Source organism: Streptomyces sp. NPDC005566 (genome assembly GCF_040605575.1).
Lineage (GTDB): Bacteria > Actinomycetota > Actinomycetes > Streptomycetales > Streptomycetaceae > Streptomyces.
The window spans coordinates 20,821-47,585 of the sequence record NZ_JBEXDB010000024.1 but is presented as its reverse complement, the minus strand read 5'-3'; the positions used below and the strand labels follow the sequence as shown (position 1 = coordinate 47,585).

Genomic DNA, 26,765 nt, shown 5'->3' with positions numbered 1-26,765 from the left:
CCCGTCTGATTTACGATTCGGCAGCGCTACGCGTGTAGACAGCCCTCAGGCGCGATAACTTCACCCCGCCCCTTTGCCCCTCCGCCCCCGCTCCTGTCCGGCCAAGGAGAGTGCGTCATCAACGCGTCCAGCAGCCCCCCTGCCGTAGAACTGCACGGCATCACCAAGCGTTTCCCCGGCGTCGTCGCCAACCACGACATCGGCATCACCGTCCGCAAGGGCACCGTCCACGCCCTGGTCGGCGAGAACGGCGCCGGCAAGTCGACGCTGATGAAGATCCTCTACGGCATGCAGAAGCCGGACGAGGGCACCATCGCCGTGGACGGCGAGCAGGTCTCGTTCGGCAACCCCGGCGACGCCATCGCGCGCGGCATCGGCATGGTGCACCAGCACTTCATGCTCGCCGACAACTTCACCGTCCTGGAGAACGTCGTCCTCGGCGGCGAGAGCCTGTACGGCATCGGCTCCGCCGCACGGAAGAAGATCAAGGAGATCTCCGACGCGTACGGCCTGGGGGTCAGGCCCGACGCCCTCGTCGAGGACCTCGGGGTCGCCGACCGCCAGCGCGTGGAGATCCTCAAGGTCCTCTACCGCGGCGCCCGCATCCTCATCCTCGACGAGCCGACCGCGGTGCTCGTGCCGCAGGAGGTCGACGCGCTCTTCGCGAACCTCCGCGAGCTCAAGGCCGAGGGACTCACCGTCATCTTCATCTCGCACAAGCTCGGCGAGGTCCTCTCGGTCGCCGACGAGATCACGGTGATCCGGCGCGGTACGACGGTGGGCACCGCGGATCCCGCACACACGACCACCAAGCAGCTCGCCGAGCTGATGGTCGGCAGCGAGCTCCCCTCGCCCGAGACCCGTGAGTCCACGGTGACGGATGTGCCGATGCTTCGCGTCGAGGGGCTCTCCCTCAGCGTGACGGATCCGGACGGGGTCGTCCGTGACGTCCTGTCCGATGTCGGCTTCACCATCCACAAGGGTGAGGTCCTCGGCATCGCGGGCGTCGAGGGCAACGGGCAGACCGAACTGATCGACGCACTCATCGGCATGCGGGCGGCCGACAGCGGTGTGATCACCCTGGGCGACGACGACATCTCCCGCGTGCCCACGCGCAAGCGGCGCGAGGCGGGCATCGGCTACATCCCCGAGGACCGGCACCGGCACGGGGTCCTGCTGGACGCACCGCTCTGGGAGAACCGCATCCTCGGCCACGTCACCGAGAAGCCCAACAGCCGCGGGTTCCTGCTGGACCCCAAGGCGGCCCGCCAGGACACCGAGCGGATCGTGCGCGAGTACGACGTCCGCACCCCGGGCATCGAGGTCACGGCCGGCTCCCTCTCCGGCGGCAACCAGCAGAAGCTGATCGTCGGCCGCGAGATGAGCCACGAACCGAAGCTCCTCATCGCCGCCCACCCCACCCGTGGCGTGGACGTCGGCGCGCAGGCCCAGATCTGGGACCAGATCCGCGAGGCCCGCCGCGAAGGACTCGCCGTACTGCTCATCTCGGCGGACCTGGACGAGCTCATCGGGCTCTCCGACACCCTGCGTGTCATGTACCGCGGACGGCTCGTCGCGGACGCGGACCCCGCCACCATCACCCCTGAGGAACTGGGCTCGGCCATGACCGGCGCCGCCGCCGGTCACCTCGACGCAGCACCGGAGGACGAGGCCCGATGAAGAAATTCGACAAGGACCGGCTGATCCTGGGCTTCGCAGGGCCGGTACTCGCCCTGGTCGTGGCCTTCGCGCTCGCCACCGTGGTCCTGCTCATCTCGAACCGTGATCCGTTCGAGCTGTACCGGCTGCTGTTCGAGCAGGCGTCGTACTCCGACGTACAGGTACTGATCATCAACCAGGCCGGTACGTACTACCTCGCCGCTCTCGCGGTCGCGGTCGGCTTCCGGATGAACCTCTTCAACATCGGCGTCGACGGCCAGTACCGTCTCGCGGCGATGATGGCGGCCCTGGTCGGCGCGAGCGTCAGCCTTCCCGGACCGCTCCACATCGCCCTGATCGTCGTCGTCGCGATGCTGGTGGGCGCGTTCTGGGCGGGCATCGCGGGCATCCTCAAGACCACGCGGGGGGTGAGCGAGGTCGTTTCCACGATCATGCTCAACTCCATCGCGACCTCGCTGATCGCCTGGCTGATCCTGCCGAAGAACTTCGGTGACCAGGCAGCCGGTTCCAACAACCTGACCACCGGAGAGATCCCGGAGTCCGGCTGGTTCCCGGGGCTGTCCCTGGGCGCCGAGGCCGGAGAGATCTACGGATTCACCTTCGTCGCCGCCGGCTGCGGTCTCGTCTACTGGTTCGTCCTGAACCGCACCCGGTTCGGCTTCGACCTGCGGGCCACGGGCGCCAGCGAGAGTGCCGCCCAGGCGTCCGGCGTGGACGCCAAGAGGATGATCCTGACCTCGATGCTGATCTCCGGCGCGGTCGCCGGTCTGGCCGGAATGGCGACGCTGCTGGGTGACACCCACACGTACAGCCTCGACTTCCCGGTCGGCATCGGCTTCACCGGCATCACCATCGCGCTGCTCGGCCGCAACCACCCGGTGGGCATCGCCCTCAGCGCCCTGCTGATCGCGTTCCTGGACAAGGCGTCCTCGTCGCTCGACCAGTTCGGGTTCGAGAAGGAGATCGCCACGATCATGCAGGGCCTGATCGTGATCTCCGTCGTCATCAGCTACGAACTGGTCCGGCGTTACGGGACCCGCCGTCAGCAGCAGAAGGTCGGCGAGGAACTCGCCGCCGGCAACGCCCTCACGACCGAGAAGGAGGCGGCCCTGTGAGCACCCAGGTACCTGCCGCACGCGTCGCCCCCAAGAAGGGTGGCGGACGCCGCAAGCTCTCCCTGCCCGTCGTCCTCCTGATCATCGCCGGTGCTCTCGCCCTCGTCTCGCTGGTCCGACTGATCAGCGGCGCGGAGGACGTGACCTCCGTCGGTCAGGTCGCGGGCGCCCTCGAACTGGCCGTACCCATCGGCCTCGCCGGTCTCGGCGGTCTGTGGGCCGAGCGGGCCGGCGTCGTCAACATCGGGCTCGAGGGCATGATGATCCTCGGCACCTGGTTCGGTGCCTGGGCGGGATTCCAGTGGGGCCCGTGGGTGGGCGTGCTGTTCGGCATCATCGGCGGCGCGCTCGGCGGTCTGCTGCACGCGGTCATGACCGTCACCTTCGGTGTGAACCACATCGTCTCCGGTGTGGCGATCAACATCCTCGCCGTCGGAGTCACCCGCTACCTCTCGAACTTCACCTTCGCCCAGGAGCCGGGCGGCTCCTCCAAGCAGTCCCCCCGGCTCGAGGAGATCGACAAGATCACCGTTCCGGGGCTGTCGGACTGGATGCAGGACCTGCAGCAACAGCACTGGTTCTTCGTCTCCGACCTCGCCGGCATCATCGGCGGGCTCGTCACCGGACTGTCCCTGCTGACCGTCGTCGCCCTGCTGCTGATCCCCGCCACGTGGTGGATCCTGTGGCGCACCGCGTTCGGTCTGCGGCTCCGCTCCTGCGGCGAGAGCCCGGTGGCCGCCGAGACCCTCGGCGTGAACGTCTACAAGTACAAGTACATCGCCGTCGTCATCTCCGGCGGACTGGCCGGACTGGGTGGTGCCTTCCTGGCCATTGTCGCCACGAGCATCTACCAGGAGGGCCAGACCGGCGGCCGCGGTTACATCGGTCTCGCCGCGATGATCTTCGGTAACTGGATGCCGGGCGGAATGGCCCTCGGTGCCGGGCTCTTCGGCTTCACCGACAGCCTCAAGCTGCGCGGTGGCGCCGAGAACGTGCACGCGATGCTGCTGCTCCTGGCGATCCTGCTGGTGATCGCCGCGGTCTGGCAGCTGTACCGGAAGAAGTACGTGGGCGCGGTGATCGCGGCGGCCTGCTCCGCGCTGCTGTTCACCTGGTACGCGCTGACGGACCAGGTTCCGAGCCAGTTCGTGGACGCCGCTCCGTACGTCACCACGCTGCTCGTGCTCGCGCTGTCGGCGCAGCGGCTGCGGCCGCCGAAGGCGGACGGTGTGCCGTACCGCAAGGGCGAGGGCAAGTGACACCGCCGTCCGCGGACGGCGGTGCGGCGCCGGTCGACTGGGAGGCTCTGCGTACGGCCGCCCGGGACGCGATGTCCCGGGCGTACGCCCCGTACTCGGGCTTCCCGGTCGGCGTCGCGGCCCTGGTCGACGACGGCCGCACGATCGTCGGCTGCAACGTCGAGAACGCGTCGTACGGCATCGGCCTGTGCGCCGAGTGCGGCCTGGTCTCCCAGCTGGCGGCCACGGGCGGCGGCAGGCTGACCCACTTCACCTGCGTGGACGGCAGGGGCGCGGTGCTCGTGCCGTGCGGGCGGTGCCGTCAGTTGCTGTACGAGTTCGGAGGGCCGGAGCTCGTCCTGGAGACCCCGGACGGCTTGCGGACGCTCGACGAGATGCTGCCGCAGGCGTTCGGGCCGCAGCACCTGAGGTAGTGCGGGGGCGGGGCCACCGGGGTCGTCCGGCGGCCCCGCCCCCGATCGCCGGGCTGGCTCGGCGTGGTGAACGAGAATCTCTATGCGCGTAGAGTCATTCGGGACTCTTGCGTACGTACCGGCCGGAAGGACTCCAAGGACATGGACGCCATCTCCGTCATCCGCACGAAGCGGGACCGCGGCGAGCTGAGCCCCGAGCAGATCGACTGGGTCATCGACGCGTACACCCGCGGTGAGGTCGCCGACGAGCAGATGTCCGCGTTGGCCATGGCGATCCTGCTGAACGGTATGAACCGCACCGAGATCGCCCGCTGGACCGCCGCGATGATCGCCTCCGGCGAGCGGATGAACTTCGACGCGCTCTCCCGCCCCACCACCGACAAGCACTCCACCGGCGGCGTCGGCGACAAGATCACGCTGCCGCTCGCCCCGCTGGTCGCCGCCTGCGGCGCCGCGGTGCCGCAGCTCAGCGGCCGGGGCCTCGGCCACACCGGCGGGACCCTCGACAAGCTGGAGTCCATCCCCGGCTGGCGGGCACACCTCACCAACGCCGAGATGCTGAACGTCCTGGACACCACCGGCGCGGTGATCTGCGCCGCGGGCGACCAACTCGCCCCCGCCGACAAGAAGCTGTACGCGCTCCGCGATGTCACCGGCACCGTCGAGGCCATCCCGCTCATCGCCAGCTCGATCATGTCCAAGAAGATCGCCGAGGGCACGGGTGCGCTCGTCCTGGACGTCAAGGTCGGTTCCGGCGCCTTCATGAAGACGATCGAGGACGCCCGCGAACTGGCCTCCACCATGGTCGCGCTGGGCACCGACAGCGGCGTACGGACGGTCGCGTTGCTCACCGACATGTCCACCCCGCTCGGCCTGACCGCGGGCAACGCCCTGGAGGTACGCGAGTCCGTCGAGGTCCTCGCAGGCGGCGGCCCCAAGGACGTCATCGACCTGACCCTCGCACTGGCCCGCGAGATGCTCGACGCGGCCGGACTCAAGGACGCCGACCCGGAGAAGGCACTCGCCGACGGCTCCGCGATGGACGTGTGGCGCCGCATGATCTCCGCCCAGGGCGGCGACCCGGACGCCGAGCTTCCCGTCGCCCGCGAGCAGCACGTGGTGACGGCCCCGTCCTCGGGCGTACTGACCCGCCTGGACGCCTACGACATCGGGGTCGCCGCCTGGCGCCTCGGCGCGGGCCGCGCCCGCAAGGAGGACCCGGTGCAGGAGGGTGCGGGCATCGAGCTGCACGCCAAGCCCGGTGACACGGTGACCGAGGGCCAGCCGCTGCTGACGCTGCACACGGAGACTCCCGAGAGGTTCGAGTACGCGCTGAAGGCCCTGCCCGACGCGTACGACATCGCTCCGGCCGGCACCCCGTTCGCCGCCACGCCGGTCGTGCGGGAACGTATCGCCTGACCTGCGCTTTCCTCTTACGGGTGAACGGGACCGGTGGACCACCGCCGGTCCCGTTCGGCATGCTGGACCCGGTGACGCACCGATAAGAGGAGACCGCCATGAGCGCACTCACCGTCGATCCCGGGCCGGGCCACGGCCAGGACTGGGACGACCTCGTCCGGATCTGGGAGGAGACGGACGCACCCGAGGGCTGCAAGGTGGAGATCATCGAGGGGATCGTCACCGTGTCGCCACCGCCGTCCAAGGACCACAACACCACTGCGGAGCTGCTGCAGCGCAGGCTGTACACCGTCATCCCGGAGGACTGGGGGATCTACCAGACCCTCGGGGTCTCCGTGCCCGGGCGGGCCGGGCTGTACATTCCCGATCTCGTCGTCCTGCCGAGGGCGGTGGCATCCGGGCCCGGCAACCGCGTGCCGGCGGAAGAGGTCCGGCTCGTCGTCGAGATCACCTTACCGGCCAACGCCAACCACGACCGCATCGGCAAGGCGCACGGGTACGCCAAGGCCGGCATCGAGCTGTTCCTGCTCCTCGACCCGTGGCACACGGGCCGCCCGACCGCCACCTTGTACGGGGAGCCGAGCGACGGCACCTACCGGGTCCTGGAAGCGGTCGAGTACGGCGAGACGCTGTCGCTGCCCAAGCCGTTCGGACTGGACCTGGACACGGGAACGTTCCCGGTGAGCTGATACACACGGCCCGGCCGGAGCGATGAGTTTCGGGCGTCACGCCGGTCTCTGTGGTGTGGATGCCATGACCCCGAACGTTCTCGTCCTCACCGGCCGCATCACCAGGGCCGATGTGCCGGGACTCTGCGCCGAGCTGGAGGCGCTGTTGCGCGGCCGCGAGGACGCGGGTCCGCCCGCCGCGGTGGACTGCGATGTGGGCGGGGTCCTGCGCCCGGACCTCGCCCTGGTCGAGGCGCTGGCCCGGCTGGGGCTCGTCGCGCGCCGGGCCGGAGGCGTCGAGCTGCGGCTGCGCAACGTCCCGCGCGAACTCCGGGCGCTGCTCGACCTCGTGGGGCTCACCGATGTGGTGGGGCTGGGTGACGCGGGCCCGTCGCGGGGCCAGGAGCGGGACCCGGTCTGAACCGGCCCGCTCTGTGTCCCTCGGTCAGCGGACGGCCACGGCGTAGTCGCAGAGCTGCTGGACCACCCGCCCGTCCTCCTGCTCGACGCTCCGCAGCCACTCGGTGGGGTCCGGCGACGGTGTGGCGCCGGGCCTCGCTCCTGACGTCGAGCACGGGCCTTCGGGCTGCGGTCCCGGCTCGGCGCCGGCCGAGCTCGGGGCGGGGGAGGGGCCCGGCCCGGCGGTGGCCGTGGGCTCGCCCAGCCACATCGTCGCCGCCCAGCCGCCCGCCGCGAGGAGGGCCCAGCCGATCACCAGCGGTCCGCGCAACCTCACGAGGCGTCTGCCTCCAGGTGGTCGGGGAGACCGAACAGCGGGAACCAGCGCGGTGTGTCCAGGAAGCAGTGCATCCCGGTGATGGCACCCTCCGAGATGTCGATGACCTGCACCGCCCACGGTACGAAGCCCGGGCCGTCGGGATTCGGCTTGTAGTGCGCGAAGGCCGGGGACCCGTTGGCCTCGGTCGCCACCAGCCGGGAGCCCGCGCAGCTCGCGCCGATGCTGAGCATGAAGCCCGTGATGTCGTCGTGCCCCTGCAGCCAGAGGTCGAACGGCGGCATGGTCATCACGGCGTCCTCGTGGAGCAGCGCGGTCAGCGCCGCCATGTCGTACCCCTCGAAGGCCGCCACGTACCGGTCGAGGAGTTTGCGCTGCTCGTCGTCCAGCGGGTTCGCGGTGTCCGGGGCCGAGCGGTCCGTGTCCGCCAGCGTCGCCCGTGCCCTCTGCAGGGCGCTGTTGACCGAGGCGACCGAGGTGTCGAGGAGCTCGGCGACCTCGCTCGCCTTCCACGCGAGGACCTCGCGCAGGATCAGCACGGCGCGCTGCTTGGGCGGCAGGTGCTGCAGCGCGGCGACGAAGGCGAGGCGCACCGATTCACGGGCCACGGCGGCCTCGGCCGGGTCGGCCACCGACGGCAGGATGCGGCCGTCCGGCATCGGCTCGAGCCAGGTGTTCTCCGGGAGCGGATTGAGCGCCGCCTGTGCCAGCGGCGTCGGGCCGGTCAGATCGACCGGCCGCGCCCGCTTGTTGCCCGCGTTCAGCATGTCCAGGCAGACGTTCGTCGCGATCCGGTACAGCCACGAGCGCAGCGAGGAACGTCCTTCGAACTTGTCGAAGTTGCGCCAGGCACGCACGAGCGTGTCCTGGACCGCGTCCTCCGCCTCGAAGGCCGAACCGAGCATCCGGTAGCAGTAGCCCGTCAGCTCGGTCCGGTGTTCCTCCAGACGGCTGTCGACACTCGCTCCGGCCGTGGCTGTCAGATCACTCATTGCTTCACCCCAGTTGCGCTGTGACACCGCTCACTCAGCACTGTGGAAGCTACCGCAGGCCACTGACAATCGGGCGGGAAGCGCAGAAACCGCTGCTCAGGTGCCGGGCTTGCGTCCGTACACGAAGACGTCGTCGCCGTTCTTCAGCAGGTTCCAGTATGACTTCGCGTCCGCCGGGCGCATGTTGACGCAGCCCGCCGAGCCGGGGTTGTTGTACATGGACTTGGTGACCGAGTGGAACGCCTGGCCGCCGTCGAAGAACTGCGCGTACGGCATCCGGACGTCGTAGAGCGTCGACCAGTGGTTGATGCTGCGCCAGTAGATCTTCCGTGCGCCGGTCCGCGTCTCCGCGCCGTTGCGGCCCGTCCGCACCGGTACCGGACCGAACTTCAGCTTGCTGCCGTCCTGGATCCAGGTCAGCTGCCGGGTCAGGTCCACGCACGCGATGCGCCCCTTGTTGGTGGGGCAGTTCTTCGCGGCGTTGGGGTTCTTCCCGGCCGCCTTCTGGGCGGCGATCGTCTTCATCGTGCGCCAGGTGACCGGCCCGGCGTATCCGATGGCCGGGGTGATGCCCTTCGCCACCTGGTACGCACGGATCGCGTTGCAGTCGGCCGTCGACTGCCGGCCGTCGGCGGGCAGCCGGAGGTTCCTCTCCACCTGTATCTGGTACGGCCCCTTGGCCGCCGTGCAGGAGGCCGCCTGGGCGGAGGTCCCGGTGCCCAGGACGATGGCCGGTGCGGCCACCAGACCGGCGACGGACAGCGCGACCCCGCGCCGTGTCACCGCGCCGGTGCGTATCTTCCCCGAGATTGTCATGTACGCCTGCTCCCCTTCGCGCGACCGCGCTGTGTCTGTCCCTGTTGGACGCGCGTGGGGGAACGGTGGTTGTGCGTGCGCAGGTCTCAGTTCTGCATTGCTGCCGACGGCACGGCCGGGCGGCGCTCCGCCCGTGCGGCCCGTGTCCCGTAGAGCGTGATCGAGACCACGCCGAGGACCGCGAGGAGACCCAGGACGACCGTGCCCGCCCAGCCCCCGGTGTGGAAGGCGATGGCGCCGAGCGTGCCGCCCGCGCTGGAGCCCAGGTAGTAGGCGGACTGGTACAGCGCCGAGGCCTGGGCGCGGCCCGTCGTCGCCGTACGGCTCACCGAGGACGAGGCGACCGCGTGCCCGGCGAAGAAGCCGGCCGTGATCAGGATCAGGCCCAGCAGGACGGCGGCGAGCACGTCGGCCAGGGAGAGCAGCAGGCCCGCGGCCGTCGTGGAGACGGCGAGGTAGAGGGCCCCGCGGCGGCCCAGCCGGGCGACCAGGCGGCCGGCCGCGGCGGACGAGAGCGTGCCGACGAGGTAGATCAGGAAGATCGAACCGATGATGCCCTGCGGGAGGTTGAACGGTGCCCCGACGAGCCGGTAGCCGATCACGGTGTAGACCGCGCCGAACACCGTCATGAACAGGGCGCCGATCGCGTACAGCCGGCGCAGGAGCGGGTCGGAGAGGTGTCCGCCGACCGTCTTGGCCAGGGCCCTCGGGTTCAGCGAACCGGGGGTGAAGTGACGGGCCTTCGGGATCATGAAGTGGAAGACGACCGCGCAGGTGAGGGCGAGCAGCCCGATCGCGCCGAGCGCGGCGCGCCAGCCCCACAGCTGGGCGACCCATCCGGCGAGGATCCGGCCGCTCATGCCGCCGATGCTGTTGCCCGCCACGAACAGGCCGATCGCGGCCACCAGTGCCTTGGGCCGCACCTCCTCGGCCAGGTACGCCATCGCGGAGGCGGGCAGTCCGGCCAGCGCCGCACCCTGGATCGCGCGCAGCGCGATCAGCCAGCCGAGCGACGGGGCGAACGGGACGAGCAGCCCGACCAGTACCGCGACCGTCAGCGACGCCGTCATCATCTGGCGCCGCCCGAAGCGCTCCGAGAGGGCGCTCAGCGGCAGGACGCACAGGGCCAGCGCGCCGGTCGCCGCGGAGACCGTCCAGCTCGCCTGGCCGGCCGTGGCGCCGAAGGAGGCGGAGACGGCGGGCAGCAGCGCCTGGGTGGAGTAGAGGAGTGCGAAGGTGGCGATCCCGGCGGCGAACAGCGCGAAGCTCATCCGGCGGTAGCCGGGACGGCCCGGCTCGAGGCGGTCCGGGTCCGGGGTGGGGACGGCGGCGACGGGCAAGGACGGAGCAGAGGCGCCCAGCGCGATGGTGGACGCCCCGGTACTGGCAGGAGGCATACCCCGAACATAGGGCTCGGCGTTTCATGCGTCCAATGCATGAACTCGCCATAATCGTTCCCATGGTGCATCAACGCAGATCACAGGCTCGGCTGTCACCGAGCGGTTACGAAGAAGACATTCGCTCCGTGCTCGCGCCTCGCCTTGCGTACTTCGAGGCGGTGGCCCGCCACGAGCACGTCACCCGTGCCGCGCACGAGCTCGGCGTCCCGCAGTCGACGCTGTCGCGGGCCATGGTGAGGCTCGAACAGGACCTGGGCGTCGCCCTGTTCGCCCGACGCGGCCGCACCGTCTCGCTCACCCCGGCGGGCCGTACCTTCCTCGGCTCGGCCGAACGCGCGCTGGCCGAAGTGGAGAAGGCCGCCGACTCGGTACGGGCGGACGCCGACCCGACGGCGGGCAAGGTCGCCTTCGGCTTCCTGCACACGATGGGCTCCGAGACCGTGCCCGCCCTGATCCGCGCCTTCCGGGCCGACCACCCCCGGGTCCGCTTCCAGCTCGTCCAGAACTACGGCGAGGCGATGATCGAGCGCCTGCGTGCGGGCGACCTCGACCTCTGCCTCACCTCACCCGTACCCGACGCCCCGGATCTCGTGACCCGCCGCCTGGACGAGCAGCGGCTGCGGCTGGTCGTACCCGACGACCACCGGCTGGCGGGCCGCCGCCGCATCCGGCTGGCCGAGGCCGCCGACGAAACGTTCGTCACCCTCGAACCCGGTTACGGCCTGCGGCGGATCACCGACGACCTCTGTGCTGAAGCCGGCTTCACGCCACGCGTCGCGTTCGAGGGGGAGGAGGCCGAGACGCTGCGCGGCCTGGTCGCGGCCGGGCTGGGGGTGGCCCTGCTCCCCCCGCCCGCGGTGGCCAGGCCGGGCGTCGTCGAACTGACGGTCACGGCCCCGCGCGCGGCCCGTGAGATCGGAGTCGCATGGCTGGACGGCCACCCGGACACGCCACCGGTGGCCGCCTTCAAACACTTCCTGCTGTCGCGCAGGGGGAACCTGCTCCCGGACTGATGCGCGGCACCTGCCGCCGCACGCCGCTCAGTAGCGCAGCGACTGCCCGAACCCCGCCGCCAACGGCATCCGCAGCCCCAGCGGAGGCGGCGCGGCGAACGCGTCGGCGACCGGCCGCGCGTACGACCCGGCGAACAGTGAACCGTGGATGAAGTCCGCGGCCAGCGCCACCACTTCGGAACGGTGCTGCCGCAGGGCGTGACCGTCCGAGTGGACCTCGAAACGGCAGGTGTCCCGGTTGGCCTTCTTGGTCCGCTCCGCCAGCCGGTAGGAGAGCTCAGGATCCGTCCGCAGGTCGTTCGTGCCGTGCACGATCAGCACCCGCCGCCCCGCCAGGTGCTTCACCGGCTCGGGCTCCGGTGCCTCGGGGCCGGGCAGCCGGGGAGCCATCGCCAGTACGGAGGTGACGGCAGGGTGCCCGCCCGCCCGCAGGGCCGCCCGGCCTCCCATGCCGTGCCCGACCAGGCAGACCGGGATGTCGCCGTAGCGGCGAACGGCCTCGTCGGCGGCCCATTCCGCGTCCGGTACCGGGTCGCCGTCGGCGTTCCACCCGCGCCGGCGGTAGTGCACCACGTGCACGGCGAGACCGTCGCCCTTGCCGGCCCGCGCCAGCATCCGGGCGAACGGCAGCTGTATCGCGTACGAAAAGGTGGAGGGGCGGCGTTGTGAGTGTGTCTCGCCGTCCGGGAGCAGCAGGACCACGCCGCTGACCTCGGTCGGTGCTCCGGCCGAGTGGACGGCCCGTCCCAGCCTCGCAGCAGGCAGGGGAAGTGCGCGCTGTGCCATGACAGAACAGTGTCAGAAGGGCAGGTGTATTCCACCCGGCATCCCGGTCACTGTTACGCATCGGCAGTCGGCGCCCTACACGCGCTCTACGCGCGTAGGCGCTAGAGTGCCCGAATGACGAGCCAGACCCTGAACGTCCCCGGACCCGACCAGATCCGCCGCGCGCCCAAGGTGCTTCTGCACGACCACCTCGACGGTGGCCTGCGCCCCGGCACCATCGTCGAACTGGCGCTCGAGCAAGGCTACGACGCGCTGCCCGAGACGGAACCCGACAAACTCGGCATCTGGTTCCGCGAGGCGGCGGACTCCGGTTCGCTGGAGCGCTACCTGGAGACGTTCGCCCACACCTGCGCCGTCATGCAGACCCGCGACGCCCTGTTCCGGGTGGCTGCCGAGTGCGCCGAGGACCTCGCCGAGGACGGCGTCGTCTACGCCGAGGTGCGGTACGCGCCCGAGCAGCACCTCACCGCGGGCCTGACCCTCGAAGAGGTCGTCGAGGCGGTCAACGAGGGCTTCCGGGAGGGCGAGCGCCGGGCCCGTGCGAACGGCCACCGCATCCGTATCGGCGCTCTGCTGACCGCCATGCGGCACGCCGCCCGCGCCCTGGAGATCGCCGAACTCGCCAACCGTTACCGCGACCTGGGTGTCGTCGGCTTCGACATCGCGGGTGCCGAGGCGGGCTTCCCGCCCACCCGCCACCTCGACGCGTTCGAGTACCTCAAGCGCGAGAACAACCACTTCACCATCCACGCGGGCGAGGCCTTCGGGCTGCCGTCGATCTGGCAGGCCCTCCAGTGGTGCGGCGCCGACCGGCTCGGCCACGGTGTCCGCATCATCGACGACATCGAGATCGCCGAGGACGGCAGCGTGACGCTGGGCCGCCTCGCCTCCTACGTGCGGGACAAGCGGATCCCGCTGGAGCTCTGCCCGACCTCCAACCTCCAGACCGGCGCCGCGCCCTCGTACGCGGAGCACCCCATCGGGCTGCTGCGGAAGCTGCATTTCCGCGCCACGGTGAATACGGACAACCGGCTGATGAGCGGGACCAGCATGAGCCAGGAATTCGAGCGGCTGACCGAGACATTCGGATACACGCTCGACGACATGCAGTGGTTCACAGTCAATGCGATGAAATCAGCTTTCATTCCTTTCGATGAACGTCTGGCGATGATCAACGACGTCGTCAAGCCCGGATACGCGGAGCTGAAGTCCGAGTGGCTTTTCCGTCAGACGGCTACGACCAGCAGTTCTTCGTCGGTGGCAGGCTGAGGAAGTCGAAAGGAAAACGGCCGGGATCCTCGGATCCCGGCCGTTTTCCGTGTCCTGGCATGTTTGCGGGAAGGGTGGAGGGATGACTACGTTGCAGAGCCGCTCACATCCCCTTCCCCAAGGATGAATTTCACATGAAGCAGTCTGCTGTCAGGACCCTCGGTGTCGCCGCTCTCGGTGCCGCTTTCGCCGCCGCCGGTGCGGGAAGCGCCTCCGCGGTCGCCCTGCCCGTCGACGCCGCGGCCGGCGCGCTTCCGGCCGGTGTCGCGCTCGACTCCGTGACTGACGCGCTGCCTGCCGTGCAGGAGGCGGCAAGCGGCCTCCTCAACCAGCAGGGCGGCGGCAGCGAGGTCTCGGCGCCGGGCACCAACCTGCTCGGCGGGCTCCCCGCGGGCGGAGTGACGGGTGCCCTGCCGCTCGGTGCCCTGCCGATCGGCGGCTGATCACCCCGCACGCACGAATGGGGCGCGCACCCGGTCCGGGTGTGCGCCCCATCGGCGTTTCCGTGTTCCCTGCCCCCGTGGTCCCTCCGGTCACCAGGCCGTCGCGGACGAGGTCTTCTCCGACGGCAGCAGCAGCCACAGCGCCAGGTAGATCAGGAACTGGGGGCCGGGAAGCAGGCACGAGACCAGGAAGATGATCCGCATCGTCCGTGCGGAGGTGCCGAAGCGCCGTGCCAGCGCCGCGCACACTCCACCGATCATGCGTCCTTCAACGGGGCGGACAAGTGCGGCCATGGTGAGCTCCTTCGCGAACCGTTGCGGGGGCGGCTCCGTCGCGCTCCCGGTACCTCCATAGTGGCTCCGCGAAGGGGTGCAAAGCGTCGCTCTACGGGGCGATACCGACCCTGGAAATCGTCGGGGTCGACCCCTGAGGCGCCTCGCTCATGAAGCGGGCCTCGCCCCTGAGACGGGCCAGATCCCCGGCGCCGGCCCTGTTCCCGCGGCGCAGCCACGCCCGGGACACCGGAACGACGAGCAGATGGGCGATCGCGACACCTGCGGTGTTCAGCAGCATCGAGTCGACATCGACGACCTGCCCCGGAACCCCGGTCTGGCCCAGTTCGATGGCCATGGAGATCAGTGCCCCGGCCGCGACGGTCCGGGCCAGCGAGGCCCACGGGGAGACCAGCAGCCGTCCCCCCGCCATCGGCAGCAGCACGCCCAGCGGAGCGAGCAGCAGCAGCCCCTCACCGATCCGGCGCGCCGCCTCGACGGGGCCGAACGCCAGGTCCGCCCTGATTCCGGCGAACGGCTGCAGATTCGCGGCCATCACCCAGGGCACGTCCAGCGGGCGCAGCGTCAGCCAGCCGACGAACAGCAGATGCACGACGAGGAGGAGGACCCCCGCCGCGCGGAAGCGGATGACGGCGCTGCCGTCCGAACTGTGACGCACGTGCACCAAGACGCCACGACCGGCAGGATCGGTTCCGCCCGGTCGCAGGAAGGATCTGTGACGAGTGGCACGGGGAGCGGAACCGTGCCCGGATACGGCCCTCAGGGCAGCTCGACCGCACCCAGCGTCGGTACGTTCCCCGGGCGGCTCTTGGTCTCCGTCGTGCACAGGTAGCCCCGTGGGGTGTAGTTCCCCGGCCCGCCGAGGAGCACCGACCCCCCGGAGCTGAGCGACTCGCTCTCCGCGTACGAGCACACCACCTGCGCGAGCGCCTGCGCGGGCAGGTCGTCGGGCTGCTCGCTGAGGCGCAGCGTGCCCTCCGGGTCGCCCTTGCGCGCCTCGGTGACCCGCAGATCCGTCGGCACGTCCGTGGAGAAGCCGGCGCGCCGCTCCTCGGCGGTCGGTACCTGCTGGAGCTCCCCGAGCAGCGACTGGGCCATGCGGACCCGGGCGGCGCCGGACTCGTCGACCTCCACCGTGCGCTCCACCGTCACCAGCTGCGAGGCACAGACCAGGTAGACGTGGACCGGGATGCTCTCCAGCGGCTGCTCGGTCGCCGCCGACGCCGACGTACGGCACGGCATCCGGGACGGCGCGGCCCCCGCGTCGACCGGCACCGTGGTGCTCCTGATGCCGCACCCGGCAGCCAGCGCCGCACACACCATGACGGCCGCGAGCGCGGCGGCGGCCCTGCCGTGGCCCCTCCTGGAGGATGCCGTGCGGGGCGCGTCGTACGCGCGGTCGCTGCGTATCACTTCGCGCTGCCCTTCTCGTTCCGGTCCGGGTCGTCGCCCCCGGGGGCACCGGCCAGCCGCTCCGCGTCGCGCGGCAGCCGGAGCACGAACACCGCGCCGTCGCCGTCCGGCGAATTCGAGGCTGTGATGTCACCGCCGTGGATGTGCGCGTTCTCCATCGCGATCGACAGACCCAGACCGCTGCCCTCGGAACGCGGCCGGGAGGCGCTCGCCTTGTAGAAGCGGTCGAACACATGGGGCAGGACGTCCTCGGGAATACCCGGACCGTGGTCCCGTACCTCGATGACCAGCTCGTCCTCGTCGGCCCGCACGGCCACGCGTACCGGCGAACCGCCGTGCTTGAGCGCGTTGCCGATCAGGTTCGCCAGGATCACGTCGAGCCGGCGCGGATCGAGCAGCACCATCATGCCCCGCTCCGCGTCGAGGTCGACCGCGTCCAGCCAGGCGCGGGCGTCGATGCAGGCGGTGACCATGTCGGCCACGTCGACCGTGTCCAGGACGAGCCGGGCGGTACCCGCGTCGAAGCGGGTGACCTCCATGAGGTTCTCCACCAGGTCGTTCAGCCGCCGGGTCTCGCTCACCACCAGGTGCACGGCGGGCGCGATCATCGGATCGAGGCTGTCGGCCTCGTCCTCCAGCACCTCGGCGACCGCGGTGATCGCGGTCAGCGGGGTCCGCAGCTCGTGCGACATGTCGGCGACGAACCGGCGGCTCGACTCCTCCCGCGCGGTCATGTCTGCGACCTTCTTCTCCAGGGAGCTCGCCGTCCTGTTGAACGTGCGGGAGAGATCGGCCAGTTCATCGGTTCCGGAGACCACGAGACGGGTGTCGAGCTTCCCCTCGCCGAGCTTGCGGGCCGCGTCCCCGAGTCGTTGGACGGGGCGCAGCACGGTCGTTGCCGCGCCCTGGGCGAGGAGCGCCGAGCCGACGAGGGCCAGCGCGGTGGCGATGCCCAGGGACCATGCCAGCGAGTTGAGGTCCTGGCGCTCCTGGTCCAGCGACTTCAGCATGTAGCCGGCGGGGCCACCGCCGATGATCTTCGTGCCGGCCACCAGGTACGGCGTGCCGCCGATGCTCGTACGCTGCCAGAACAGGTGGTACTCGTGGGTGTTGCTCGACGTCATCGGCTGCTTCTTGTTCACCTGGCGCTGCAGCGACGCGGGTACGTCGAGCTTGGTGAAGGCGTCGATGTCGGAGGACCCGACGATCGGCTTGCCGTCGTGGGAATCGACCAGCAGCACGTGGTAGCCGGGGCCGCTGTTCGCCATCTGGCCGGCGGCGTCCTGCAGATCGCTGCCCGTCGGCTGCAGCGGCAGGGAGGCCGCCCGGTTCTGCATCTGCCGCCGGAAGTCGCCGAGCGCCGTGTCCTGCGTACGCGTCAGGACGGCCTCGCGGTTGAGCCAGTACGCGATGCCCGACGCGGACACCGCGGCCGTCAGTGCCACCAGCGCGAACACGACAACGAGCCGCAGCCGCAGGCTGGTCCAGCGAAGGCCCGCGAGTATGGAGCGCTTCGCGGAATCGCTCACTGAGGCGAGTCCAGCCGGTAGCCCACGCCGCGCACGGTCCGGATCAGGGTCGGCGAGGACGGCACGTCCTCCACCTTCGCGCGCAGCCGCTGCACACAGGCGTCCACGAGCCGCGAGTCACCGAGGTAGTCGTGCTCCCACACCAGCCGCAGCAACTGCTGCCGGGACAGGGCCTGACCCGGCCTGCGGCTCAGTTCCAGCAGGAGCCGCAGCTCGGTCGGCGTGAGCTGCAGGTCCTCCCCGTTCTTGGTGACGGTCATCGCCGAGCGGTCGATGACGACGCTCCCGAAGGTCGCCGAGTCGGTGGACTCCCGTTCGCCACGCCGCAGCACCGCACGGATACGGGCGTCGAGCACCCGGCCCTGTACGGGTTTCACCACGTAGTCGTCCGCGCCGGACTCCAGTCCCACCACGACGTCGATGTCGTCGCTGCGCGCGGTCAGCAGAATGATCGGCAGCTGGTCGGTCCGCCGGATGCGCCGGCAGACCTCGAAACCGTCGATCCCGGGCAGCATCACGTCCAGCACGACCAGGTCCGGTCGCTGCTCCCTGAGCAGGTCCAGGCCGTCCTCTCCCGTCGCCGCGGTGGCCACACGGTGGCCCTGGCGTGACAACGAGAGTTCGAGGGCCGTGCGGATGGCGTCGTCGTCCTCGATCAGCAACAGGAAAGGCACGGAGGTCATTCTGGCCCATGGTGGTGCCACAGTTCGACAAACCCCCCTACTGGATCTGTCTCCCCATGCACTCCCGCGCCCCCGGGACGCGGTCAACATGCCCTGTGACAGGCCTGTGACAGTCGGGGGACAGCGCCATGAAACTGCCCCGGCAAGCTCATTGGCACACGGAACGAACGGACTCCACCGACGGGGGGCGCGAGATGAACGCACTGCACAGCACCACCTCAAGCGCAGTTGTCACGCGCCTCCACGACGTCGGCCGGAGCCCGGAGAAGTCCGGCGCCGGGGGAGGGCGGGGGTGCTTCCGCGGCGCCGGGCGTCAGCACTCGTCGTACCTGACGATGGTTGACGCGCCCACGGGGGGAAACGGGGGCCACGGGGGAAACGGGGCCGACGGGGGAACCGCGTACGGGGAGGCCACGGGGGAGCGGAAGCCCCTGGAGCGGACCGAGGATGCCGAAGCGGCGTTCACGGCCTACGTCCAGGAGCGCCGCGCCTCCCTGTACGCGACCGCCTATCACCTGACCGGCGACCGGTTCGAGGCGGAGGATCTGCTGCAGAGCGCCCTCTTCTCGACGTACCGGGCGTGGGACAGGATCAGTGACAAGGCGGCGGTCGGCGGATACCTCCGCCGCACCATGACCAATCTGCACATCAGCGCCTGGCGCAGGCGCAAGCTCAACGAGTACCCGACCGAGGAGCTGCCGGAGACGGTGGGCGACATGGACGCGATGCGCGGCACGGAGCTGCGGGCGGTGCTCTGGCAGGCCCTCGCACGGCTGCCGGAACTCCAGCGCACGATGCTGGTCCTCCGCTACTACGAGGGCCGCACGGACCCGGAGATCGCGTCCATCCTCGACATCAGTGTCGGCACGGTGAAGTCGAGCATCTGGCGGTCGCTCCGCCGGCTGCGCGAGGACGAGGTCCTCAGCTTCGGCCGTGACGAGGAGGAGTCCTTCGGCGAGCTGGTGGCCTGAGGCGCAAGGGGGAACGGGGGAACGGGCCGCGGCTTCGGGGGAAGCGGCGGTACTCCGCAGCCTCGGGGGAGGCAGCGGTACGGGGGAAGTGGCCGCAGCTTCGGGGGAGGCGGGGGCCACGGGGGAGCAGTGAACGGGGACCAAGAGGACCCCGGGGGGACAACGGGGGAGCAACAGAGGGAAAGGGTCCACCGCTTCGGGGGAGGCGCGGGCCACGGGGGATACACAGCGGGGTCGTACGGGCCGGGGGGTCCTGCACGGCCCCGCTGCCCCTGTGCCCGGGGGCCGGATCAGGCCTTGTTAGTCTGTGCCGCCCCGCCGGGGAGGGTGGGCCGAGCAATCCATGGGGGAGCAAGTGAGCAGTCAGGCAGGCGACTCGACAGCGATGGCCGGTGACGGTGCCGCACCCGTGTCGATGCGACTCAACGAGGCCCCGGCAGATCCTTCCCCGCCCCCCGTCTACGGACCGTTCGCGCCCGGGCAGGGCCCGGGGCTGGTCTCCACCCCTGCGCAGAAGCGCGCGGCGGCCGACGCCATCGAGCAGCACATCGAACCCGACACCAAGAAGTCGGGCGACTGGGCGAGCGAGGAGAACGGCGCCGCGGTCAGAGCCCTCGGAGCCAAGGACGGTGAGGGCTGGATCACCTCGCGCGCGATGAAGGACGCCCACACCGCGTGGGACAAGCAGGTGCGGAACCTGATGAACCGACTAGCCCGCGAGAAGAGCGCCCTGCGCGACACCAACACCATCTTCCGCGGCACCGACCTCACCACTCAGCAGCTGATCGGGCCCCCCTCGCCGTTCGTGGGCTACTGATCCCTGCCGGGCGGGAAGAGACCGGACCGACACGTTTCACCAGGCATCGCGGACGACGGGGACTAAGGCATGCCCAGCTACCACGAGATCATGACCACGGACCTGTCCTGCCTGACCAAGGCCGCGGACAAGTGGACGGACATGGCGGGTGAGTTCAACAAGCGGGAGAAGCAGTACGAGAAGGACGTCCACGGCATCACGCTGGGCCAGAGCTGGATCGGACTTAGTTCGAACGCCGCCAACGCGTCGTTCGGCATCACCCTCAACGAGTACAAGGCCGCCGAGGCCGAGGCCAAGGCGGTCGCCTCGCTGCTGCGGGACGCGCACACCCAGTTCACCGAGTTCAAGGGCAAGCTCCAGACGGCGAGGAGCGGCGCCGTGAAGGCCGGGATGAACGTCTCGGATTCCGGCCGGGTCACCTTCGACACGGCGGCGCTGAACGAGGGGACCCGGTCCGCGTACCACCACGACCCGGACTACCAGAAGTCGGTGCGGGAGGCGGTCACCTCCTGGCAGCAGGAGATAGACCGCTTGGTCGCCGCGACGACGGACGCGGACACGGGTGTGGAGATCGCCCTGAAGGCGGTCGTGCAGGACTCGGACATCACCGACGGCACGACGAACGGCTTCAACGCGAAGCCCGTCGGCGACATCGAGGAGTACGAGGCGCGGAACACCGAGGAGATCGCGGAGCGCCTGATCGACGGCAAGAAGGTCTCCGCCGCCGACCTCGCCGAGTTCGAGCGTTCGATGCGGGACAACGCCGGTGACAAGGTGTTCAGCCAGTCCCTGCTGACGAAGCTGGGTCCTGAGGACACCGTCAGGCTGAGCGATGTCCTGTCGGACCGGGAGCAGGAGGGCGGAGCCTCCGGTGCCCAGTCCACGAGGCTGATGGGCGGGCTGGCCAACACCGTGGCGACGGCCACCCAGGTGCCGGGTTCGATGGCGGACGCCGCGCCCGGCTCGGCGAAGTACCAGGCCTGGCTGAACAGCGGCGACGGCGCGTTCTACCGTCGGTTCACGGACGGCCTCAAGGAGGCCGGCGCCAAGAACTTCGACTCGAACACCAACCCGCTCTACGGCTACCGCCCGTTCGTCGAGATGATGACGCACGCCGACGTGCCGTTCGACGACCAGTTCCTCAACCGGCTCGGCGACGACATGATCGCCGCCGAGAAGGACAACCGCGCCATATTCGAGCAGTGGGGCGGCAACCACCGCGAGGGCCGGGCCGACGCGCTCGACAGTCTGCTCGGTGTGATGAGCAAGAACCCGGATGCGTCGACCGCCTTCTTCAACCCGGACCTGGGCGGCGGGCAGGCGCATCTCGACTACCTGATAGGCAGCGGGGACGGAGCGCGGGAGTGGCCCCAGGAGACCATCGTGGCCGGCCCCCGGGTGATCACCACCGACGACCCTCTCAGCCGTCACGGCCTGGGGGCGGCCCTGGAGGCCGGGACGACCGGGCAGGAGCCCGGAACGCCCCTGGGCAAGCCCGGGCCGCACAGCGAGAGCCAGGCCCGGGTCATGCAGGCGGTCATCGCGACGCTGGACAAGGACACCCAGGGCGACACCGTTCCCGAGAACCTCAAGGCCCCGCTCGGCCGCGCACTGAACGACTACACGGCGGACACGCACGCCATCCTGGGCGGCTATGCGCCGGACAGCCCGGTCGGCCAGGACCGTCCCACCGGATCGGGCGACAGCGCCTCCATCACGAACAGCAAGGAGAGTCTGCTGCGGGTGATGCGTGGGGTGTCCGACGGAGTGATCGGAGAGAACGCGGACGGCGAGCCCGTACGCGTATTCGACTCCTTGTACGAGGGTCAGCGCCGCTACGCCGCGGAGTATCTGGAGACCGGCCGACAGGTGCCGCAGAGCAGCCTGACGGAGAACGTGACCAACTGGGACATCAAGGCGCGGCATGTGGGCGAGGCATTCGGCGGCATGAACGCCATCGGCACGGACATGGTGCTCGACGTCAGGGACGCCGAGGTCGGGAAGATCAACGACCAGGCACGCTACGCCTACCACGGCTTCGGGGCCTTGGCCAACACGATTCCGCAGGTCGGCGACATCGCGCAACGTGCCGTGGACGCCGCCACGTACGAGTGGTCCAAGGACGTCATCACGGAGCAGGAGAACATCGCACGCGAGGGCGTCAGCAAGGAGACGGCGGGCGGCATAGCCGGAACGAACAACCTCATCGACTCCTGGGCCGAGACCCGGGAGGCCGAAGGCACCGATGCGGCGGAGAACGCCAAGGGCGAGGCGAAGCAGAGCTACATCACCGGCCGTGAAGAAGCGTACTCGGCCCTGCGAACCAGGAAGTGAGCAAGTGAGCACAGCTGCGGGCCGTACGAGGCCGGCGTGGAAGGTCTGGGCTGTTGTGGCCGTGTCGGTCGTGGTGGTCGCCGGCCTGCTGCACGCCTGGCGCAACACCAATGTGCTGACGGAGGACCGGCTCTGTGGCGGCTTGGTCTCCACGACGCGGGCGGATGTGGTCCTCCCCGGGGCCGGTCGTCTCGACGCCGAGGGGGACGGGCTGGACAAGGACCTCACGGACACGGTGTGCAGGGTCGAGAAGTCGTCCGTCCTGCTCGGGTCCGGCGGGGGCGAACTGACCGTCCGGGTCGAGGCGGAACAGGGGGCCGACCTTCTGGGGACCGACAGGTCACCGGAACTGTCGGACACGTCGTTCTTCGCCGGCAGGGCAACCGGAGGGGTGGATACCTACACGGGTTGGGCTCTGCTGCCGGAGAAGTGCTGGGCGGACCAGCCGGTGATGGTCAGGGTCAGCTCCACCGAGCCGGTCTCCGACAGGCCCGCGTTCGCCGCGCTGACCACCGATACCGCGCGAGCCGTCGCGGCCGGGACGAAGTGCGGAGACCTCCCCGAGAAGCCCGGAACGCTCCTGTCGCCGGTCTCCGGCGCAGCCCGTCCGGTCTCCGAGGGGCAGGTGTGCGGCCTGGACGGCTTCTCCGTACGCGACCAGGTGCCGACAGGTACGAAGGTGCTCGAAGCGGGCCAGAAAGCCCCCGCCGACCTGTGGTCCTGCAAGCTGACCCTGGACACCGACTCGCGTGACTCCGCACGTGAGGACGGCTTCATGACGTACACGGCGTCGCGGGACCCGCTGCTCATCGCCGCCGTGCGGAAGGCGCCGGGCACGACCAAGGGCAAGGGGCCGGACGGCCGGGAGGCCGATGCCGTCGGCAAGTCGCCGGCGATGCTCCTGCACTGCGCCGAGGGAGCCCCCCTCTACGTGGCGTACGCGTCGGGGCTGCAGTACCTGGAGGCGAGCAAGAGCCACGCTGACCTGCCGTCCAGGGGCACCTACTTCGAGCCCTTCGTGAAGGCCGCAGCCAAGACCTTCGGCTGCGCCGCCCCCGTCACCGGCTGAGGCGACGTCGGGCGCCGGTCCCTACTCCGGGACCGGCGCCCCCACGCTCGCCCGGCGGCAGCGGCCCGCCGCGGCCGCGGCCAGGCGACCCAGGGCCTCGGCCTTGCCGCACGGGTACGCGCCCAGCGCGGCCTGGCGGGCCACGATGCGCCGCTCGGCCCGCATCAGGCGCCAGCCGCGGCGCAGCAGGAACGGGACCGACTTCCGGCCCTCGCGCAGATCCCGCGCCAGCCGCCGCCGGAACGTCGTCGACGGGCGCCCGCGCAGGCACAGCGCGTCGGCCAGCAGACCCAGTTCCTGGCAGCGCTGCACGATGTCCGCGGCGAAGATGCCCTCGGCGACGAACAGGGGTGTGCGCTCTATGTCGAGCGCCTCGCGGCCGACCCGGGAGCTCGTGGCGATGTCGTACACCGGGACGCCCGTACGCCCGGTGCGGCACAGTTCGGCGATGGCGGCGACCGCCCCGTCCGCGTCCCAGGACCGGGCCGAGTCCCAGTCGATGTCCGTGCTGCCGGTGACCAGAGGCAGCGTCGGGTCGTTGCCCTCCTTGTAGAAGTCGTCCAGCCGCAGCACCGGAAGACCGGAACGGGCGGCGAGGGAGGACTTGCCGGAGCCGGAGGGACCGGCGAGCAGCACGACTCGAGTGGGGATCGGTTGGGAACTCACAGAACAGAAGTGTGAGGCATTGACCCGCGCAGGGGATCCCCGGGAGGTCCTGTTGGTATCCAGCATCACACCTCAACTACTCTGCGCGCACGAACGATTACTCAAACGGCCTCGATCAGGTGGGAAAACATGGCACGTCATGCACTCTCCAAGCCCCGGCGCCGCGCCCTGCTGCGCGCCGGTCTGACCCTCACCGCGCTGGGCGCGGCGCTCGGTGCGGGAGGTGCGGCGGCCCAGGCGGCACCGCTGCCCGCCGCTCCGGCCACCGGCGCGGACAGCACCCTCGGGGCGGTCAGCGACGCGGCTGCGCCCGCGCTGACCAGCGCGCTCGGTTACGGGCTCGCCGGTGCCGTCGCCCCCGTCACCGATCTGCAGCTCGACCCGCTGGCCGGGACGGGCGTCGACCCTCTGGACAACGCCGTGGGTACCCAGGTCGCCGACTTCAAGCCGGTGACCACGGCCATCGTGACCGACCCGCTGACCAGTGGCGCGGCGCTCGGTGACCTTCCCGTGGTGGGACAGGTCACCGGCCTGATCACCGGCTGACGCACGCACGGTGCGCACAGCAGGCACGGTGCGCACGGGCACAGCACGCAGGGCCGCCCCGGGGAGCGGCCCTGCGTGCTGTGCCCAAGGGGCCGTAGGCGGTCAGTACGAGGAGCCGGAGGCTCCCAGGGCGCCCGTGGGGTGCCAGACCGTCTTGGTCTCCAGGAAGGCCGTCAGGCGGCGCGTGCCCGGATCGGCGGTCCAGTCCGCGCCGTCCACAGCCTGTGGACGAAGAACCCGCTTCACGTTGTCCGCCGCCGCGATCTCCAGGTCCTTCGCGAGCTCGCTGCCCGCGACCGCACCCGTGAGATCGATCGCGTTGACGTCCTGGTGGGACGCCAGCGGCGCGGCGAGCTCCGCCGTCCTGCCCGACAGGATGTTCACCACACCGCCCGGCAGGTCCGAGGTGGCCAGCACCTCGCCCAGCGAGAGGGCGGGCAGCGGGGCGTCCGCCGAGGCGATGACGACCGCCGTGTTACCGGTGGCGATCACCGGTGCGATCACCGAGATCAGGCCCAGGAACGACGACTCCTGCGGGGCCAGGACCGTGACGACACCGGTCGGCTCCGGGGTGGACAGGTTGAAGTACGGCCCCGCGACCGGGTTCGCCCCGCCCACGATCTGGCCGATCTTGTCGGTCCAGCCCGCGTACCAGACCCAGCGGTCGATCGCCGCGTCGACGACCGCAGCCGCCTTGGACTTCGACAGCCCCTCGGCGTCCGCCACCTCCCGTACGAACTGCTCCCGGCGGCCCTCCAGCATCTCCGCGACGCGGTAGAGGACCTGGCCGCGGTTGTACGCGGTCGCCCCCGACCAGCCGCCGAACGCCTTGCGCGCGGCCACGACGGCGTCACGCGCGTCCTTGCGGGAGGACTGCGGGGCGTTCGCCAGCCACCTGCCCTTGGAGTCCGTCACCTCGTACACCCGGCCGCTCTCGGAGCGGGGGAACTTGCCCCCGACGTACAGCTTGTAGGTCTTGAAGACGCTCAGTCGTCCGTCAGACATCGAGGTAGGCCTCCAGACCGTGGCGGCCGCCTTCGCGGCCGAAGCCCGACTCCTTGTATCCGCCGAACGGCGAGGTCGGGTCGAACTTGTTGAACGTGTTGGCCCAGACGACGCCCGCACGGAGCTTGCTCGCCACCGCGAGGATGCGGGAGCCCTTCTCCGTCCAGATGCCCGCCGAGAGGCCGTACTGGCTGTTGTTGGCCTTGGCGACGGCCTCGTCCGGCGTGCGGAAGGAGAGCACCGAAAGCACCGGGCCGAAGATCTCGTCGCGGGCCACCCGGTGCGCCTGCGTGACGCTCGTGAACAGGGTCGGTGCGAACCAGTAGCCGGAGGAAGGCAGTTCGCACGGGGCGGACCAGCGCTCGGCGCCCTCCGCCTCGCCCGTCTCGACGAGCGCGGTGATCCGGGAGAGCTGCTCCTCGGAGTTGATCGCGCCGATGTCGGTGTTCTTGTCCAGCGGGTCGCCGAGGCGGAGCGTGGACAGGCGGCGCTTGAGGGAGTGCAGCACCTCGTCCTGGACGGACTCCTGTACGAGGAGCCGCGAGCCCGCGCAGCAGACCTGGCCCTGGTTGAAGAAGATCCCGTTGACGATGCCCTCGACGGCCTGGTCGACGGGTGCGTCGTCGAAGACGATGTTGGCACCCTTGCCGCCCAGTTCCAGGGTGGCCTTCTTGCCCGTACCGGCGATCTGGCGGGCGATGGCCTTGCCGACCGCGGTCGATCCCGTGAAGGCGACCTTGTTGACGTCGGGGTGCTCGACGAGGGCCGAGCCCGCGTCCCCGTACCCCGTCAGGATGTTGACGACACCCTTGGGCAGGCCCGCCTGACGGCAGATGTCGGCGAAGAAGAGCGCGGAGAGCGGGGTCGTCTCCGCGGGCTTCAGCACGACCGTGTTGCCGGTGGCGAGCGCCGGGGCGATCTTCCACGCGAGCATCAGGAGCGGGAAGTTCCACGGGATGATCTGTCCGGCCACACCGAGCGGGCGCGGGTTCGCTCCGTACCCGGCGTGGTCGAGCTTGTCGGCCCAGCCCGCGTAGTAGAAGAAGTGCGCGGCGACCAGCGGGAGGTCCGCGTCGCGGGTCTCCTTGATCGGCTTGCCGTTGTCCAGGGTCTCCAGGACGGCCAGTTCGCGGGAGCGCTCCTGGATGATCCTGGCGATCCGGAACAGGTACTTGGCGCGTTCGGAGCCGGGCAGCGCCGACCACTTCTCGAACGCCCTGCGGGCGGCCTTCACGGCCCGGTCCACGTCCTCGGCGCCGGCCCGGGCGACTTCGGAGAGGACCTCCTCGGACGACGGGCTGACCGTCTTGAAGACCTTGCCGTCGGCGGCTTCGGTGAACTCGCCGTCGATGAACAGGCCGTACGAGGGGGCGATGTCGACGACGGAGCGGGACTCCGGAGCCGGTGCGTAATCGAATACAGATGCCAT

At 70.3% G+C, this 26,765-nt stretch carries 28 protein-coding genes; 15 read left to right on the top strand and 13 right to left on the bottom strand.

Annotated features, from left to right (window positions below; genetic code table 11):
* The first annotated feature begins 93 nt into the window (after positions 1 to 93).
* The 7 genes from ABZS61_RS30535 to ABZS61_RS30505 all read left to right on the top strand — a co-directional run bounded on the left by ABZS61_RS30535 (position 94) and on the right by ABZS61_RS30505 (position 6,975).
* Positions 94 to 1,680: an ABC transporter ATP-binding protein gene (locus tag ABZS61_RS30535; RefSeq protein WP_356428447.1), complete on the top strand. Its 1,587-nt coding sequence runs from the start codon at positions 94 to 96 to the stop codon at positions 1,678 to 1,680.
* Positions 1,677 to 2,795 (top strand): ABC transporter permease, encoded by a 1,119-nt coding sequence (locus tag ABZS61_RS30530; protein ID WP_356428290.1) that lies wholly within the window; start codon positions 1,677 to 1,679, stop codon positions 2,793 to 2,795. The genes ABZS61_RS30535 and ABZS61_RS30530 overlap by 4 nt, the downstream gene beginning before the upstream one ends.
* Positions 2,792 to 4,054 (top strand): ABC transporter permease, encoded by a 1,263-nt coding sequence (locus tag ABZS61_RS30525; protein ID WP_356428287.1) that lies wholly within the window; start codon positions 2,792 to 2,794, stop codon positions 4,052 to 4,054. Before ABZS61_RS30530 ends, ABZS61_RS30525 begins: the two co-directional genes overlap by 4 nt.
* Entirely contained in the window at positions 4,051 to 4,467 is a 417-nt protein-coding gene (locus ABZS61_RS30520) for a cytidine deaminase (protein ID WP_356428284.1), read from the top strand. Before ABZS61_RS30525 ends, ABZS61_RS30520 begins: the two co-directional genes overlap by 4 nt.
* 141 nt (positions 4,468 to 4,608) lie before the next feature.
* Complete coding sequence (locus ABZS61_RS30515) at positions 4,609 to 5,886, top strand: thymidine phosphorylase (RefSeq protein WP_356428280.1); 1,278 nt, start codon at positions 4,609 to 4,611, stop codon at positions 5,884 to 5,886.
* Positions 5,887 to 5,984: 98 nt separating this feature from the next.
* The gene (locus tag ABZS61_RS30510; protein ID WP_356428277.1) at positions 5,985 to 6,575 is read left to right on the top strand and encodes a Uma2 family endonuclease; all 591 of its coding nucleotides are present in this window, start codon (positions 5,985 to 5,987) and stop codon (positions 6,573 to 6,575) included.
* A gap of 22 nt (positions 6,576 to 6,597) precedes the next feature.
* Positions 6,598 to 6,975 (top strand): STAS domain-containing protein, encoded by a 378-nt coding sequence (locus tag ABZS61_RS30505; protein ID WP_356428274.1) that lies wholly within the window; start codon positions 6,598 to 6,600, stop codon positions 6,973 to 6,975.
* Positions 6,976 to 6,999: 24 nt separating this feature from the next.
* Here ABZS61_RS30505 and ABZS61_RS30500 read toward each other — a convergent pair whose 3' ends face one another.
* The 4 genes from ABZS61_RS30500 to ABZS61_RS30485 all read right to left on the bottom strand — a co-directional run bounded on the left by ABZS61_RS30500 (position 7,000) and on the right by ABZS61_RS30485 (position 10,495).
* A complete protein-coding gene (locus tag ABZS61_RS30500) occupies positions 7,000 to 7,290 on the bottom strand; it encodes a hypothetical protein (RefSeq protein WP_356428271.1) in 291 nt (96 codons plus the stop codon).
* A complete protein-coding gene (locus ABZS61_RS30495) occupies positions 7,287 to 8,282 on the bottom strand; it encodes a sigma-70 family RNA polymerase sigma factor (RefSeq protein ID WP_356428268.1) in 996 nt (331 codons plus the stop codon). Before ABZS61_RS30495 ends, ABZS61_RS30500 begins: the two co-directional genes overlap by 4 nt.
* Before the next feature lie 96 nt (positions 8,283 to 8,378).
* Entirely contained in the window at positions 8,379 to 9,098 is a 720-nt protein-coding gene (locus ABZS61_RS30490) for a L,D-transpeptidase (protein WP_356428266.1), read from the bottom strand.
* 86 nt (positions 9,099 to 9,184) lie between these two features.
* The gene (locus ABZS61_RS30485; RefSeq protein ID WP_356428263.1) at positions 9,185 to 10,495 is read right to left on the bottom strand and encodes an MFS transporter; all 1,311 of its coding nucleotides are present in this window, start codon (positions 10,493 to 10,495) and stop codon (positions 9,185 to 9,187) included.
* Between the two features lie 62 nt (positions 10,496 to 10,557).
* Here ABZS61_RS30485 and ABZS61_RS30480 point away from each other — a divergent pair, with 62 nt between their 5' ends.
* A complete protein-coding gene (locus ABZS61_RS30480) occupies positions 10,558 to 11,511 on the top strand; it encodes a LysR family transcriptional regulator (protein WP_356428260.1) in 954 nt (317 codons plus the stop codon).
* A gap of 27 nt (positions 11,512 to 11,538) precedes the next feature.
* Here the strand turns inward: ABZS61_RS30480 and ABZS61_RS30475 are convergent, their stop codons facing one another.
* Positions 11,539 to 12,297 carry an alpha/beta hydrolase gene (locus ABZS61_RS30475; protein WP_356428257.1) on the bottom strand — a complete coding sequence of 253 codons (759 nt, stop codon included), beginning with the start codon at positions 12,295 to 12,297 and terminating at the stop codon, positions 11,539 to 11,541.
* A gap of 114 nt (positions 12,298 to 12,411) precedes the next feature.
* On the opposite strand from ABZS61_RS30475, the gene ABZS61_RS30470 reads away from it, so the two are divergent.
* Complete coding sequence (locus ABZS61_RS30470) at positions 12,412 to 13,566, top strand: adenosine deaminase (protein ID WP_356428254.1); 1,155 nt, start codon at positions 12,412 to 12,414, stop codon at positions 13,564 to 13,566.
* A gap of 134 nt (positions 13,567 to 13,700) precedes the next feature.
* A complete protein-coding gene (locus ABZS61_RS30465) occupies positions 13,701 to 14,009 on the top strand; it encodes a hypothetical protein (protein WP_356428251.1) in 309 nt (102 codons plus the stop codon).
* Positions 14,010 to 14,099: 90 nt separating this feature from the next.
* Here ABZS61_RS30465 and ABZS61_RS30460 read toward each other — a convergent pair whose 3' ends face one another.
* The 5 genes from ABZS61_RS30460 to afsQ1 all read right to left on the bottom strand — a co-directional run bounded on the left by ABZS61_RS30460 (position 14,100) and on the right by afsQ1 (position 17,919).
* On the bottom strand, positions 14,100 to 14,303 hold the full coding sequence (locus ABZS61_RS30460) for a PspC domain-containing protein (protein ID WP_356428248.1): 204 nt from the start codon (positions 14,301 to 14,303) through the stop codon (positions 14,100 to 14,102).
* Positions 14,304 to 14,394: 91 nt separating this feature from the next.
* Positions 14,395 to 14,967: a VanZ family protein gene (locus ABZS61_RS30455; protein WP_356428444.1), complete on the bottom strand. Its 573-nt coding sequence runs from the start codon at positions 14,965 to 14,967 to the stop codon at positions 14,395 to 14,397.
* 95 nt (positions 14,968 to 15,062) lie between these two features.
* Positions 15,063 to 15,716, bottom strand: coding sequence for a hypothetical protein (locus ABZS61_RS30450; RefSeq protein ID WP_356428245.1), 654 nt, complete (start codon positions 15,714 to 15,716; stop codon positions 15,063 to 15,065).
* The gene (locus ABZS61_RS30445; protein WP_356428242.1) at positions 15,713 to 17,245 is read right to left on the bottom strand and encodes a HAMP domain-containing sensor histidine kinase; all 1,533 of its coding nucleotides are present in this window, start codon (positions 17,243 to 17,245) and stop codon (positions 15,713 to 15,715) included. Before ABZS61_RS30445 ends, ABZS61_RS30450 begins: the two co-directional genes overlap by 4 nt.
* On the bottom strand, positions 17,242 to 17,919 hold the full coding sequence (afsQ1, locus tag ABZS61_RS30440) for a two-component system response regulator AfsQ1 (RefSeq protein ID WP_198959609.1): 678 nt from the start codon (positions 17,917 to 17,919) through the stop codon (positions 17,242 to 17,244). The genes ABZS61_RS30445 and afsQ1 overlap by 4 nt, the downstream gene beginning before the upstream one ends.
* A gap of 203 nt (positions 17,920 to 18,122) precedes the next feature.
* On the opposite strand from afsQ1, the gene ABZS61_RS30435 reads away from it, so the two are divergent.
* From ABZS61_RS30435 to ABZS61_RS30420, 4 genes are all read left to right on the top strand, one after another.
* Positions 18,123 to 18,899: a SigE family RNA polymerase sigma factor gene (locus ABZS61_RS30435; RefSeq protein ID WP_356428239.1), complete on the top strand. Its 777-nt coding sequence runs from the start codon at positions 18,123 to 18,125 to the stop codon at positions 18,897 to 18,899.
* A 415-nt stretch (positions 18,900 to 19,314) separates the two neighbouring features.
* Positions 19,315 to 19,716 (top strand): hypothetical protein, encoded by a 402-nt coding sequence (locus tag ABZS61_RS30430; protein ID WP_356428441.1) that lies wholly within the window; start codon positions 19,315 to 19,317, stop codon positions 19,714 to 19,716.
* A 69-nt stretch (positions 19,717 to 19,785) separates the two neighbouring features.
* Complete coding sequence (locus ABZS61_RS30425; RefSeq protein WP_356428236.1) at positions 19,786 to 22,050, top strand: hypothetical protein; 2,265 nt, start codon at positions 19,786 to 19,788, stop codon at positions 22,048 to 22,050.
* 4 nt (positions 22,051 to 22,054) lie between these two features.
* Positions 22,055 to 23,119, top strand: a complete 1,065-nt coding sequence (locus ABZS61_RS30420) for a hypothetical protein (protein ID WP_356428234.1) — start codon at positions 22,055 to 22,057, stop codon at positions 23,117 to 23,119.
* A 21-nt stretch (positions 23,120 to 23,140) separates the two neighbouring features.
* On the opposite strand, the gene ABZS61_RS30415 is transcribed toward ABZS61_RS30420, so the two are convergent.
* Positions 23,141 to 23,851, bottom strand: a complete 711-nt coding sequence (locus tag ABZS61_RS30415) for a uridine kinase (protein WP_356428231.1) — start codon at positions 23,849 to 23,851, stop codon at positions 23,141 to 23,143.
* Between the two features lie 63 nt (positions 23,852 to 23,914).
* On the opposite strand from ABZS61_RS30415, the gene ABZS61_RS30410 reads away from it, so the two are divergent.
* The gene (locus tag ABZS61_RS30410; protein WP_356428228.1) at positions 23,915 to 24,331 is read left to right on the top strand and encodes a hypothetical protein; all 417 of its coding nucleotides are present in this window, start codon (positions 23,915 to 23,917) and stop codon (positions 24,329 to 24,331) included.
* A gap of 102 nt (positions 24,332 to 24,433) precedes the next feature.
* On the opposite strand, the gene ABZS61_RS30405 is transcribed toward ABZS61_RS30410, so the two are convergent.
* Positions 24,434 to 25,336: an aldehyde dehydrogenase family protein gene (locus ABZS61_RS30405; protein WP_351179781.1), complete on the bottom strand. Its 903-nt coding sequence runs from the start codon at positions 25,334 to 25,336 to the stop codon at positions 24,434 to 24,436.
* Entirely contained in the window at positions 25,329 to 26,765 is a 1,437-nt protein-coding gene (locus ABZS61_RS30400; RefSeq protein ID WP_356428225.1) for an aldehyde dehydrogenase family protein, read from the bottom strand. The genes ABZS61_RS30405 and ABZS61_RS30400 overlap by 8 nt, the downstream gene beginning before the upstream one ends.